General features: G+C 37.0%; 13 protein-coding genes. 4 read left to right on the top strand and 9 right to left on the bottom strand.

The window, feature by feature from the left end; genetic code table 11:
- Window positions 1-18 precede the first annotated feature (18 nt).
- Both E3U55_RS06000 and E3U55_RS06005 read left to right on the top strand, forming a co-directional pair.
- Complete coding sequence (locus tag E3U55_RS06000; protein WP_134339499.1) at window positions 19-1,431, top strand: LysM peptidoglycan-binding domain-containing protein; 1,413 nt, start codon at window positions 19-21, stop codon at window positions 1,429-1,431.
- A gap of 254 nt (window positions 1,432-1,685) precedes the next feature.
- Entirely contained in the window at window positions 1,686-3,158 is a 1,473-nt protein-coding gene (locus E3U55_RS06005) for a Na+/H+ antiporter NhaC family protein (protein ID WP_134339500.1), read from the top strand.
- A 68-nt stretch (window positions 3,159-3,226) separates the two neighbouring features.
- Here E3U55_RS06005 and E3U55_RS06010 read toward each other — a convergent pair whose 3' ends face one another.
- From E3U55_RS06010 to E3U55_RS06030, 5 genes are read right to left on the bottom strand one after another with little or no spacing between them, the layout of a single operon-like run.
- Window positions 3,227-4,411 (bottom strand): M20 metallopeptidase family protein, encoded by a 1,185-nt coding sequence (locus tag E3U55_RS06010; protein ID WP_134339502.1) that lies wholly within the window; start codon window positions 4,409-4,411, stop codon window positions 3,227-3,229.
- Window positions 4,412-4,427: 16 nt separating this feature from the next.
- A complete protein-coding gene (locus tag E3U55_RS06015; RefSeq protein WP_134339504.1) occupies window positions 4,428-5,069 on the bottom strand; it encodes an ABC transporter permease in 642 nt (213 codons plus the stop codon).
- 13 nt (window positions 5,070-5,082) lie between these two features.
- On the bottom strand, window positions 5,083-6,000 hold the full coding sequence (locus tag E3U55_RS06020) for an ABC transporter substrate-binding protein (protein WP_134339506.1): 918 nt from the start codon (window positions 5,998-6,000) through the stop codon (window positions 5,083-5,085).
- Between the two features lie 17 nt (window positions 6,001-6,017).
- Window positions 6,018-6,656: an ABC transporter permease gene (locus E3U55_RS06025; RefSeq protein ID WP_134339508.1), complete on the bottom strand. Its 639-nt coding sequence runs from the start codon at window positions 6,654-6,656 to the stop codon at window positions 6,018-6,020.
- A complete protein-coding gene (locus E3U55_RS06030; RefSeq protein ID WP_134339509.1) occupies window positions 6,657-7,778 on the bottom strand; it encodes a betaine/proline/choline family ABC transporter ATP-binding protein in 1,122 nt (373 codons plus the stop codon).
- A gap of 229 nt (window positions 7,779-8,007) precedes the next feature.
- Here E3U55_RS06030 and E3U55_RS06035 point away from each other — a divergent pair, with 229 nt between their 5' ends.
- Window positions 8,008-8,562, top strand: a complete 555-nt coding sequence (locus E3U55_RS06035; protein WP_153801901.1) for a GbsR/MarR family transcriptional regulator — start codon at window positions 8,008-8,010, stop codon at window positions 8,560-8,562.
- Between the two features lie 43 nt (window positions 8,563-8,605).
- On the opposite strand, the gene E3U55_RS06040 is transcribed toward E3U55_RS06035, so the two are convergent.
- Entirely contained in the window at window positions 8,606-9,757 is a 1,152-nt protein-coding gene (locus tag E3U55_RS06040; protein WP_134339513.1) for a M24 family metallopeptidase, read from the bottom strand.
- Between the two features lie 176 nt (window positions 9,758-9,933).
- On the opposite strand from E3U55_RS06040, the gene E3U55_RS06045 reads away from it, so the two are divergent.
- On the top strand, window positions 9,934-10,530 hold the full coding sequence (locus E3U55_RS06045; RefSeq protein ID WP_134339515.1) for a hypothetical protein: 597 nt from the start codon (window positions 9,934-9,936) through the stop codon (window positions 10,528-10,530).
- Window positions 10,531-10,539: 9 nt separating this feature from the next.
- Here the strand turns inward: E3U55_RS06045 and E3U55_RS06050 are convergent, their stop codons facing one another.
- The 3 genes from E3U55_RS06050 to E3U55_RS06060 form a co-directional block, all read right to left on the bottom strand.
- Window positions 10,540-10,929: a ribonuclease HI family protein gene (locus E3U55_RS06050; protein ID WP_134339517.1), complete on the bottom strand. Its 390-nt coding sequence runs from the start codon at window positions 10,927-10,929 to the stop codon at window positions 10,540-10,542.
- A gap of 110 nt (window positions 10,930-11,039) precedes the next feature.
- Entirely contained in the window at window positions 11,040-11,477 is a 438-nt protein-coding gene (locus E3U55_RS06055) for a hypothetical protein (protein WP_134339519.1), read from the bottom strand.
- A 67-nt stretch (window positions 11,478-11,544) separates the two neighbouring features.
- Window positions 11,545-12,798, bottom strand: a complete 1,254-nt coding sequence (locus E3U55_RS06060) for a GNAT family N-acetyltransferase (protein WP_134339521.1) — start codon at window positions 12,796-12,798, stop codon at window positions 11,545-11,547.
- Between the last annotated feature and the right edge of the window lie 39 nt (window positions 12,799-12,837).

A 12,837-nucleotide genomic window follows, 5' to 3' on the forward strand; every position in this document is an offset into this window, starting at 1 on the left:
TAGAGGGAGGTTAAATCCATGAATATTCATGTTGTCCGAAGCGGTGATACGCTTTGGCGCATTGCTCAACGTTACGGGGCTGGTATTAATCAGATTGCATTAGTTAATGGGTTAGAAGACCAGAACGTACTTGTGGTCGGTCAAGCGCTAGTGATACCAGACCCTAACATTGAGTATGTCGTGCAACCTGGCGATACGTTGTGGCGAATTTCTCAACGTTATGATGTATCTGTTAGTGAATTAGCTGAGTATAACAATATTGCAAACCCAGACCAGATTCAAGTAGGAGATATGTTACAAATTCCTTATCGAACTCACACGGTCCAAAGTGGCGAAACGCTTTGGATGATTGCGAACCAGTACGGCACAACGGTTTCAAACCTAGTCCAAGTGAATGATATTGAAAATCCATCGTTAATTAATCCTGGCATGCAATTAAGAGTTCCAATACCGTCAGAACCAGAAATCGAAGTCAATGCTTACATCACACGAACTGGACCAGAGGGAATTAGAGAAGTCTATGATGTGGGCCGCCACCTGACTTATTTATCACCGTTTACCTATGGTTTTAGAGAAGACGGAACGATTACCAGTTTGGATGACGAAGGGTTAATAGATGCTGCTTTGGCTACAAATACAGCACCTTTACTAGTTTTAACTAATTATTCAGGTGATGGCTTTGATTCTGATTTGGCAGCCACGTTGTTCAGAAATCCTGAGTTGCAAGAAACTTTGATTACTAATTTGATTAATTTAATGGAACAGAAGGGTTATCAAGGTGTAAATTTTGACTTTGAATACGTTTATCCAGAGGATCGGGAAGGTTATAACGACTTTCTTAGAAGAGTGGTTGAGAGACTTCGGCCACAAGGATATATTATTTCATCTGCACTGGCTCCAAAAGATTCAGCAGATCAAGCAGGTCTATTGTATGAAGCTCATGATTATCCAGTGCATGGTGAATTGTTAGACTTTGTCGTGTTGATGACCTACGAATGGGGATGGGCTGGTGGAGAACCTTGGGCGATCGCGCCAATTGATGAAGTTCGTGAGGTGCTAGATTATGCTGTGACTGAAATTCCTCCAGAAAAAATTTTGATGGGGGTTCCGTTGTACGGACGTGATTGGGAAATTCCATGGGTGCAAGGGACATACGCAACGACAGTTAGCCAGCTTGAAGCGGTTGATTTAGCAGCTCGTTATGGAGTCGACATCAAGTTCAACGAGCAGCATCAGTCACCATATTTTCAATATACAGATGAGAGCGGCCAACGCCATGAAGTGTGGTATGAAGATGCTCGAAGTGTTCAGGCGAAATATGAGACGATTAAAGACTATGGGCTAAGAGGAGCGAGCTACTGGGTACTTAATATACCGTTCCCTCAAAACTGGCCAGTTTTACAAGACGAATTTCAAGTGGAAAAATTATAAGTCAGATTGATCCGGACTCGCAATTAAGCGGTCCGGTTTTTGTTTATTTAATGAATATTAGAGAAAAACAATGGTTTTGAGCTACTGGGATTATCCACTATCTTATCTTAATATTTTATTAAGTCATCAAGTAAAGTGACTCAGAATTTGTCAAAAACATAGAAGTTTTGTCGAAATAATATTTTTACTTATAATTTTGTATATTTTGTGAACTTCTTGTATAATATTTATTAAATTAGAGAGGAGGACATGTTATGGGGAATAACAATGAAGAATTAAATGAAGCGACCGCCTCGAAAAAAGTCGAAAAACTTGAGTTTCGTGGTGGTCCATTTGTAGCGACTATTCCACTTGTCTTTTTCATTATTTGGGCAGTTGTATTAAGTGTAACTCGCTTAGTGACTGAAGAAGCCCTTATTCTTGGAATGGTTATTGGATTAATTTTAGGTTTATTATTAACAAAGTCAAAATGGGGCGATTATGCTCAAGGCCTATTTGATGGGATGGCGCAACCAATTGGGGTTGTTGCGATCATCGCATGGTTCTGGGCGGGTATGTTCGCAACCCTCCTGCAAGCAGGTGGCCTAGTTGATGGTCTGATCTGGTTTGGTTTCGTAACTGGATTTGAAGGTGGTTTATTCGTAGGTTTAACTTTCATATTAGCTTCACTATTCTCGAGTGCAGTTGGTACAGGTTATGGTACGGTTGCTGCCTTTGGTATTTTAATGTATCCAGCAGGTGTAGTATTAGGTGCAGACCCAGTCATTCTATTAGCTGCGATTTTATCAGGTGCGGTATTTGGAGACAACTTAGCACCGGTATCAGATACGACAATCGTTTCAGCTACAACTCAGGAAGCTGATGTGCCAGGAGTTGTACGCTCTCGTTTTAAATATTCAATTGCTGCAGCGATTCCAGCATTAATCTTATTTGTGATTTTTGGTGGAGGTTCAGGCATTGATAATGCAGGGTTATTGTCCCAACTAGAAAATGAGGTAAGTGCGAACGGCTTGATCTTCTTGATTCCGTTTGCTCTGGTGTTGTTCTTAGCGCTAAGAGGACATCATTTACTTACATCTTTAACTTGGGGTATTATTGCTTCAATAGTTTTGTTCTTCGTAGTTGGTGTACCATTTACAGAAGTCATCAACATTTATAATGGTGAAGATGGAGCAGTTGTTGAAGGTGCTTTAATGGGTGGTCTTAGCGGCTACTTCAATATGGCAATTTTAATCTTATTTATTTTATCAGCTTCATATTTACTTGAGCTTGCTGGTACGATGGAGAAGATTATGGCATTCTTTATTAAGATTATTAATGGGGTTACAAGACGTGCAGAACTTTCAATGTATGCCATTGTTGCGTTTTTGAACTCATTTATTACGATTAACACTGCAGCAGAAATTGCGGCAGCTCCTTTCGTAAGTAAAATTGGTAAGAACTCGAACCTACACCCTTACCGCCGTGCGAACTTCTTAGATACAGTAAGTTCAGCATTAGGTTACATCTTCCCTTGGAGTGGTGGTGTATTATTAGCTTACACAACAATCCAAGGTGTAACAGAAAACTATGATGTACCTGGTGTTAACCCGGTGGAAGTATTCCCGTTTGTATTCCAAGGTTGGGGTCTATTAATCGTTATGTTAATAGCTGCAATCACTGGATGGGGACTACGCTACCAAGGTAAAAATGGGGAAGAAGTAAAACCAGAAGATTATAAAGGTTAATTTTAAAAAAGGTTGACTCAGATGTGAGTCAACCTTTTTTTATATATACTGTATTCTTAAAAGGGAGATTAAGAGTGGTGATTTAAATAATCAATGGTTGCGGCTGTCATAACTTTTGCACCATTTAAAATTGAGCGTTCATCAATGTCCCACTTGGGGTGATGATAAGGATAAATGAAACCTTTTTCCTCATTAGCCGATCCAGTGAAGAAATATGTTCCTGGAATTTCATTTAAGAAATAGGAGAAATCTTCAGCTCCCATATTAGGTTCCATATGAAGAACATTTTCTTCCGGAATCACTTCTTTTGCTGCTTTAATAATTTGATCAGTTGCGCTTGGGTCATTCTTAGTTGCTGGATAACCCCAATTGTAAGTCACTTCGTAATCTGCTCCAAAAGCTTGGCAAGTATTTTTCGTAATTGATTGTACCCAGTCGTGAAGTTCTTGCCTAACTTTTGGATCATACGATCGAATAGTAGCATCAAGGTTTAACGTGTCGGGGATAACATTTCCTTTTTCCCCGGAATGTAGTGAACCAATCGTTAGTACACCCGATTTTAACGGGTCAATTTTTCTGCTGACGATTTGTTGTAAGCTGGAAATAAGCTGGGCACCAACCCCAATAACATCAATACAATCGTGAGGGAACGCTCCATGTCCGCCTTTACCTTTTATTGTAATTTCAAGGTGATCAGACGCAGCTAAAATATAATTATGGTTGTAATAAATGTGGTCTACTGGTAAATAGTTTTCCATATGTGTTGCATAAATTACATCAACACCATCTAGTGCACCATCTTCAATCATAGATTTTGCGCCACCCGGTTCCTGTTCTTCAGCATTTTGATGAATAAAGACTACATTACCTTGTAGCTGATCACGATGTTTAACTAATGCCTTGGCCATACCTAATGCAATTGCAGTGTGGGCATCATGTCCACAAGCATGCATAACCCCAGGGTTTTGAGATTTATAAGGCACTTCATTTTGTTCATCAATTGGTAAAGCATCAAAGTCGGCACGGATAGCAACTGTTTTCCCGGGCTTAGCCCCTTTTAAAGTGGCTACAATTCCGTATCCATTACCGACATTTGTACGAACATCTAGCCCTAGTTCTTTTTGGTATTCTTCTATGATTTTTGCCGTACGTTCTTCCTGAAATGATAATTCAGGGTGTTTATGAAAGTCACGGCGTAACTCGATCATTTCTTCATAAAGGTTTTCTATTTCTGTTAACACTTGTTGTTTCAATCAATATCCTCCTGTGCTAGACAATACGTTTCTTTGTTCTTCTTTCCATGAATCCTAGGATAGTGTCAGCGAAAATCGCTAATAGAGCGGCTGGTATCGCACCAGCATAGATTTTAATTTCGGATCTTAAACTAATTCCAGATACAATCTCACGACCTAATCCATCTGCACCGATATAGGGAGCAATACAAGCTACGCCAACAGCGATAACAGAGGCTACTCTTAATCCTGCCATAAAGAAAGGAATGGAAAGGGGTAATTGTACTTTTCTTAGTACCTGTAACCCTGTCATACCCAATCCTTTACCAGCTTCAAGTAAGTTAGGGCTAACTTCTTTAACTCCAACATACGTATTTCTGACAATAGGTAGCAGGGAGTAGAAAAACAGACCAATAACGGCTGTTGTAAAGCCAAGACCGAAGTAAATCATTAAAATCGCTAACATGGCTAGACTTGGGATGATTTGAATCACGTTCACTGTCGATAAAATAAAGGGTGCTATCTTTTCATATCTAGCTGCCAGGATTCCCAAGGGAACCCCAACAGCAATAGCCATACCAATTCCGTAAATGACCATTAAAATGTGGTCAAAAGTATACTGCAGCAGATTCTCTTTATTTTCTGCCATATACGATAAAAGTTCTGTTATAAATTCCATATGAACCCACCTATTATTCTAGTAAGCCTTTTTCTTTTAAGAACTCCTTAGCAACTTCTTCTGTACTACGACCTTCAATATCAACTTCATAGATTAATTGAGTCATTTCTTCTTCAGTGATTGTACCGATAAATTCTTGTAAGATTTTATCTACTTCGGGATATTTTTCTAATGTATCTTCACGTCCTACAAGTGATGCTTGGTAAGGAGGGAAGAATTGACGGTCATCTTTTAATACTTTTAAGTCTAATTCAATAATTTGAGGATCTACTGTATATGCCGTTACTACGTCTAGTTCTCCAGCTTCTACACCTTCATACATTAATGATGCTTCCATGCCACGTACGTCACTGAATTCATACCCATAAGCTTCTTGGAATGCGCGATAACCGTCATTCTCACGGTTTGGCCATGATGTATCTGTACCTAAAACTAAATCTCCAGCAAGATCACTTAAATCAGAAATTTTTTCAACACCATGTTTTTCTGCAATCTCTTTAGTTACAGCGATTGAATATTTGTTTTGGAACCCTAATGAGTCATACCATTTGATTCCGAATTTTTCACTGAATAGTTTTTGTGCTTGCTCTAGAGTTTTCTTTGTATCTGTTGTAAATTCAACTTTTTCCTCGTCAAAGTGGTTGTTGTAAAGCTCTCCTGAATATAAAGTACCTAAATCAAATTCACCTTGATCTAATGCGCTAATAATTTGAGGGCTTGCTTGAATATCTTCTGTAATATTAACTGTATGATCTGTTTCTTGTTCAACCTTAGCTTTTACCATTTGTGCAATAATTTTAGGGTCAGTATAAGATTGAGCACCCATTTCTAGTTCAATTCCGCCTTCGCCATTCTCTTTGCTGTCTGATCCGCATGCAGCTAGTAGACTTACCATAGCTATCGCAACTAATGCTAAATATAATTTCTTCATTTAAAAAATCTCCTTTTTTATCTTGTTAATTTTTTCTCTACTTTTCCAAAAATCAGGTCCATGGATAATGCCAAAATGATAGCAATGAATGTACCTGTGAAAATCATAAATTTATCATTCAATCCGATTCCGCCCAAAATCAAATCGCCAAGCCCACCAGCGCCAATAACAGCGGCTAGTGTTGTCCAGCTAATGATATAGACGGTAGTCGTTTTAATCCCTGACATAATATATGGCAGTGCCAGTGGAATCTCGATTGTAAATAACTGTTTTGCTTGTCCAAACCCCATCCCCTTAGCAGATTCAATAATTCCAGGGTCAACTGATTTAATCCCTGCATAGGTGTTTCTGAGTAATGGTAATAATGAGTATAAAAATAAAGCAATTACAGCAGGCTGCAACCCGATTCCGAAGAATGGAATCATAATTGCTAACAATGCGATGGTTGGAATCGTTTGGAACACATTGACGATGTTGAAAACTGTACTATTGAATAGATCATTTTTTACTCTCGTCAATAAAATTGCTGCAGGTACTGTTAATAAAATCCCAAACATAATTGCCAAGAACGAAATGAGTAAATGTTCGTACGAATACTCTAAAATTGAAACGTATCGTTCTTGTAAATACTCAATGTAATCAAGGATCGTCTCCATTTAAACAACCCCTTGTTGTTTCTCATAATAGTTCTGGAGTGCTTCTGAAATATCTTTGTAGTTAACGACACCTGCAATTTCGTTTTGATCTGTCAATACAGTTACTTCATTTAATTCTTGTTCCTTAAGTAGCCTCATTGCTTGACTGGCTTCATCAGAAGGTTTTAATGTTTTCTGATCAGTATTTATGACATTTGATACAGTTTCTTCACTGCCCTTTAATAAATCTTTAATTGTTACAAAACCAGCATATTGTTTGTTATTAATTACAGGCAATTGAGTTAAATTGTGATTAATTAACTTGTTCAATGCCTCATCGATAGATTCACTAACATATGTTGAAACGAAATCCTGATTCATCATCTCTCTAACTAGTGGTAATGTTTCAGCTTTTTGTAAGCGTTCAGTACCAATAAATTCTTTAACAAAATCATTTTTAGGTTCTGTTAATAATTCATGAGGAGAACCTTTTTGAACAACTTCTCCATCTTTCATCAAGATAATTTGGTCAGCAATCTTAATAGCTTCATCCATATCGTGAGTAACGAAAACAATAGTTTTGTTAATTTCAGCTTGCAAATGAGTTAACTCATCCTGCAATTGTTCACGACTAATTGGATCTAATGCACTGAACGGTTCATCCATTAAAATGATGTCTGGTTCAGCTGCAAGAGCACGAATAACACCAATGCGTTGCTGTTGTCCACCACTTAACTCGGATGGATAACGTTTTTTAAATGTTTCAGGTTCCAAGTTAACTAAATTAAGTAAACGATGAACTGTCTCATCAATTTTGCTTTTATTCCATCTTAATAATTTAGGCACCGTCGCCACGTTATCGTAAATGGTCATATGTGGGAAAAGTCCAATACTCTGAATTACGTACCCCATTTGTCTTCTTAGTTGTATAGGGTTCATTTCTTGAATATCTTTTCCTTCAACTAAGATAGTTCCATCGGTATGATCTACCAAGCGGTTTAACAATTTCATTGTTGTTGTTTTCCCGCAACCGCTGGGGCCGATTAGAACATTAATTTTACCTTCATCAAATGTAAGGTTTATGTTTTTTAAAGCTTGGAAACCATCATCATAGACTTTGTTAACACTTTTTAATTCAATCAATGTAACTCCCCTTTCGCTTTTTCAAAAGCACAACTAATAGATTAACAGTGTTTAATACATATTAAAAACATTGTATAAACTTATAGGTTTACAAATTACACGAATTTTATAAAGTTTATGTTGTTCAGTTCTTTTTTTCTTAAAAATCCTTTAATTATCTCGGTATTTAGACAGTAAATAATTCTTCTGCCTTAATCCAAATTGTGTTAACGTAGTAATTAACGAGAAAATGAGGAGAGAGGTTATGGATTCAAACGAAAAACTTAATCAATTAAAAGAAGAAGTATACAATCAAATCGCTGACAATATGAATTCTTACGGTTTTCCCTCAACTATTGGTTTAGTCATGGGTATTATTTATTACGAACGTGAACCAATGACTTTAGAACAGCTTTCAGAACGTACGGGAATGAGTAAAACAAGAATGAGCCAAGCGGTTCGTCAATTGATACAACTAAATCTGGCGCGAAAAGTATATGGTCAAGGTTCAAGAAAGGACTTATATACGGTTGAACAAGATTACTATTCTACTTTTATTAACTTATTTACACAGAATTGGAGACAAACTGTTCAACGCAATGAACAAATCAAACGTCGTATGCGTCGTGAGTTAGAAGAGTTATTAGCTGAAGATAATTTGACGGATGCAGAGCGTGAAGATGCAGAAGATCTATATCAGGAAACAGAGGTATCATTGGAATTTTCTGATTGGTTGTCTAGAATGGTAGACTTTTTCGAATCTGGGGAAATTTTTAAATATGTACCTAAAAATGTAAAAAAGTAGCTTGAGAATACTCAAGCTACTTTTTTGATGAAGTAGAATTTATTTAAAACATTAAGTTCTTAAGTTTTCTTGGATAAGAAGTAATAGTTCTACAACCATCCTTGGTAACTATTACAGTATCTGAATGACGAAAGCCACCGACCCCAGGCATATAAAGGCCTGGTTCAATTGTGTATACCATACCTTCTTCTAAAATAAGATCGTTATCGAATCTAAGGTAAGGCTCTTCATGCTCCGTTAAACCTAGACCATGGCCGATGCGGTGTTGTATGTAGTCCCCGTAGCCAGCATTTTTAAATATATTATAAGATGCTTGATCAACTTCACTAGCTTTTACTCCTGGCTTGACTGCGTCGAATCCAGCTTGTTGAGCATCGATCGCTAGTTGTAAACACTCTTTTTGTTGGTCAGTTGGTTCACCAATTAAGAAAGTTCGTTCATTTTCAGCGCGATAACCGTTAATCCAAACTTGTCGGCTGTGAACGACCACATCATTTTGCTCATATTTACGAGTAGAAGAATAAAGGTGAGGCATAGCGCTACGTTCAATACCTGAACATGTCCAGTTTTCAAAACCTACAATTTGATCGGGAAATTCTTCAGAAGCAACTTCTAATAGTTTTTTATCCCCAAAAGAATCAAACTCAAGTTCACTTATACCTGGTTTCAAGTTATCGAATGAGGCTTCAAGTGCGATGTCTGATAAGCGACCTGCTTGATCAAGCCAGAAGATTTCTTCTTCATCTTTAACCGCTCGAAGCTCGATTAAATCTTCACCAATGTCTTTAACACTGAACCCATTATCTTGGAACATCTTTAACATTGAGGCAGGAATTATATCTAATTCAAGTCCGAAAACGGTATTAGATTCTAAAGAATCCATTATGCGAAGTAATGGATCTAAATGATGAGTATTCATATGGCTGTGAGGCTTTGTTTCATAGTATACAAAGAACTCATTTACTTGAGCATTAAGTTTAGCGTGTTCTTCTTCTAAGGCTGGAATGATGTATTGTGTGTGATCTTGATAAACCAAAAGCATAATTGGGCGGGAATAAGAAATAGCTCTAAACCCACTTAAGTAATATTCATTATCAGGGTCCCAAAATAAAGCGACATCAATACCCTTTTGTGACATCCTCTTGCGTAAATCTCTTAAACGTCTATCGACAGATTCTTTTTTTACTGATTGCATTTTGTAAAACTCCTCTCAGTGTAAGATTGATTATCTGACAATATGAACACGTTAACATAACGGAGGAACTATACAAAGTGATCCAGAACTAGATAGAGTGGAAAACTAAAAATAGAAGAGTTGCTAGATGTTGTGGTAAAATTTAGTAGTAAGGCGTGGAAGGTGGTAAGTAGTGTATGTTAATCTCAGCGATTATATTAGGAGTGGTAGGGTTAGTATTATACCTTTTGATTTTCCTAACCTACAGAAAATTAATCCAAAATAACGAACATGGATTTCTTCATCTCATAATGGCGTTAATGTATGCTATGTGGCTTCCGTTGCCGATCGTTTTGTATCAAATATTAAACACGGAAGTTCTTATCATTGGTGCAATTTTTGGTATGACATATCTAATCATGATGATCATGACTATGTCTCTTCAGACTGGTCACATTGTACATATTGTTAAACAGGAAGAGAGTCCGATTTGGAATGAAAGAGCGGAGTGGTTGATGACAACTTTAGGTAGTTCAGTTGAAGGGTTGGCTAATATATTTAAAGCCATTTGGGCATTATTCCTTGCCATTGCTTTTTGGGTGAATGGTTCAATTGTTATGGCAATTATACTATTGGTTTTTCAACTTGTAACGATTTATTATTTTATAAATTTACTCGATCAAAGCTTGATCAAACGTTATAAATTTCTGGAAAAATTTAAACCAAACCCATTAATCTATAATATAGAAGCATTTCTGTTCTTTTTAACTTTAATTCTCTACTTATCATTATAATAAGTATCGTCAAGATTCATGAATCGCCTGCTTAGCAAGTCTGTCAGCATGGTGGTTCTTTTTATTTGGAATCCATTTTATAAAATAGATGGGGAAGGTGCTTGCTTTTTCTTTAATTTCTTCTAATAAGGGCTGGAAAACACGGTTTTTAGTGTAACCTTCTTCAATCGCATTAACGACAATTTGAGAATCGGAGCGAAATGATAAGATTTCTTCAGGGTATAACTCCTGGCAAATATCTAAAGCCTTAATGACAGCCATGAATTCAGCTTCGTGATTAGATAATGTACCTAACGGAAATGAGTATTCATAGTTATGTCCTTTGGCCTTAATATATACTCCAGCGCCGCTAATGCCTGGATTTCCTTTCGATGCACCATCTACATAAACTTCGATCAATCTTCATTCGCCCCTTAAGTCTTAGTAATAAAATTATAGAATAGCGGTTATTGTTTTTCAAATGACCCATAAAAAAGCACTCTCGCCAAAAACGAGAATGCTTAATCATATTATTCAACTTTTTGGTATTCACCTTGTTCATTTAACTCATACTTTTTTGTAATCTCATTAGTAGCAATTGTGTATTTATACAAGTCACCATTATCCATGTCAATGTAATACCAACCATAAGTTGCTGTAGCATGTTCGTTCGTTTCATATACTTGAATTAACGCCATGTTTTCCCCTTCATATTCACTTTGGCTGGGTTCAGCGCCGTCATAACGAACTTTAAATTTCTCATCTAATTGTAATGCGCGTTCTACATGTTTTTCAGCTTCACTAGTTGTTAATTGTTCTGATTGAGTAGCATCTGTTTGTTTATCTTGTTGATTGGACTGACTTTCTGAATCTTGTTGTGTTTTTGGCGTATCTTTCACTACTTGATCACCATTTACTATTTGAAATGAAATCATAGCTACAACTGAGATGGCTAAGATTGTCTTCATACTGACCCTCCATAAAAAATGTTCTACTAATCAGACGAAGAATATAATCAATTGTTGCAGTTAAGTATTAAAAAGCTGTCGTACATACTGGTTTTTCTTTAGAGTAGAAGAGCTGTTCGAGTGTATCCATGTGCTCTTCATTTGAAACTTCTGTACGCCCAAAGAGGTGAAGCTTTTTAAAATCAACCACCCCGAGAACAAGGCTTGAAAAATCTGAGATGTCTGTATAAATGGTAACATCTGATTTCGCCCCTGGTGCAACTGTTGGCTTTCCGTTATTGAACATCACGGTTACTAGTTCGTTATTGTTTTCAAAAAACGTATCATTGATGTTAAACTCGACAGTTGTTGAAACCCCATTGAAATTATGTTTTCCGAGTTGTTGGAAGAACCTTTTTACATTAATCACCCGATACATCAAACCAAGGCCTGAGGTGTTCGTTTGATGATAAACTGAAGGGATCAATACGTCTGAATCATCTCGCGCATCATCAAATAAATGATGAAAATCTGAGTCCTGACTTAGAAAAATTATGCGGTTGACTTGATCGTTTTGCGTATGGAAAAAGGTTGAGAGCTGCTGCAAGGCATCTCGGTCTGTGTAAATGATTTGATGGATATGGATATTGTTTGATAAAAAGTTTTGATCGCTCTCAGGCTTGAATGAGAATACAGCAAAACCTGTAACTTTTCCGTTTCTCTTAACACCAATCGTTTTTACTTTTAATGATTCGAGTGCATCATCAAAACGCGGTCCTTCCATTCGGAACATGCCGTGATGCCTTGACGCAAACTCGTTATAACAATCCACGACTGCTTTTGAATCCTTTTTAGTTAAATAAGATAGTCCTTGTTTGTTTTTAAAGTTTGGGAAAGCGCTAGGTTTAACTTTGTAGCTGTCTTTCTTTGTGCCGTATCCGAATCCCATTTGATAATAAAAATCGGGGCGGAATGGATATAAAGCAGCTAGAGCAAAACCTTTTTCATCATAATAGTTTAAATAATATGTGATGAGGTCTTTGGCGACTTTTTCTTTTTTATGTAACAAATCAACGGCAACAGAACCTACACCACCTGTAGGCAGAAACTTTCCAAAAACATTCATGCTAAAGTCATATAATTTCATGGAACCTCGTAACTCATTATTCTCGAACAAACCGTGAAAACTAACCTCTGGGTCTTCATTCAACATTTTTTTATACCGTTCAAGCCGTTCATCAATCTCGGATTGAGTGACACTTCTTAATGCTGTATAAGCTAATTGTTCAATTCTATTCATGTCTTTCAGTTCATCTTGTTTAATTTCTCTGATTTCGCGCATGGAAAAATCCCCCTTTTAATATAGTATAGTTAAAACCAG

Source organism: Filobacillus milosensis (assembly GCF_004402015.1).
GTDB classification, from domain to species: Bacteria; Bacillota; Bacilli; order Bacillales; family Alkalibacillaceae; genus Filobacillus; species Filobacillus milosensis.

What these genes read in the sequence shown, in the direction of transcription:
- E3U55_RS06035 (WP_153801901.1), top strand. Translation starts at nt 8,008, where the DNA reads ATGAGGAGAGAGGTTATGGATTCAAACGAAAAACTTAATCAATTAAAA.
- E3U55_RS06000 (WP_134339499.1), top strand. Translation starts at nt 19, where the DNA reads ATGAATATTCATGTTGTCCGAAGCGGTGATACGCTTTGGCGCATTGCT.
- E3U55_RS06060 (WP_134339521.1), bottom strand. Translation starts at nt 12,798, where the DNA reads ATGCGCGAAATCAGAGAAATTAAACAAGATGAACTGAAAGACATGAAT.
- E3U55_RS06045 (WP_134339515.1), top strand. Translation starts at nt 9,934, where the DNA reads ATGTTAATCTCAGCGATTATATTAGGAGTGGTAGGGTTAGTATTATAC.
- E3U55_RS06015 (WP_134339504.1), bottom strand. Translation starts at nt 5,069, where the DNA reads ATGGAATTTATAACAGAACTTTTATCGTATATGGCAGAAAATAAAGAG.
- E3U55_RS06020 (WP_134339506.1), bottom strand. Translation starts at nt 6,000, where the DNA reads ATGAAGAAATTATATTTAGCATTAGTTGCGATAGCTATGGTAAGTCTA.
- E3U55_RS06055 (WP_134339519.1), bottom strand. Translation starts at nt 11,477, where the DNA reads ATGAAGACAATCTTAGCCATCTCAGTTGTAGCTATGATTTCATTTCAA.
- E3U55_RS06005 (WP_134339500.1), top strand. Translation starts at nt 1,686, where the DNA reads ATGGGGAATAACAATGAAGAATTAAATGAAGCGACCGCCTCGAAAAAA.
- E3U55_RS06040 (WP_134339513.1), bottom strand. Translation starts at nt 9,757, where the DNA reads ATGCAATCAGTAAAAAAAGAATCTGTCGATAGACGTTTAAGAGATTTA.
- E3U55_RS06025 (WP_134339508.1), bottom strand. Translation starts at nt 6,656, where the DNA reads ATGGAGACGATCCTTGATTACATTGAGTATTTACAAGAACGATACGTT.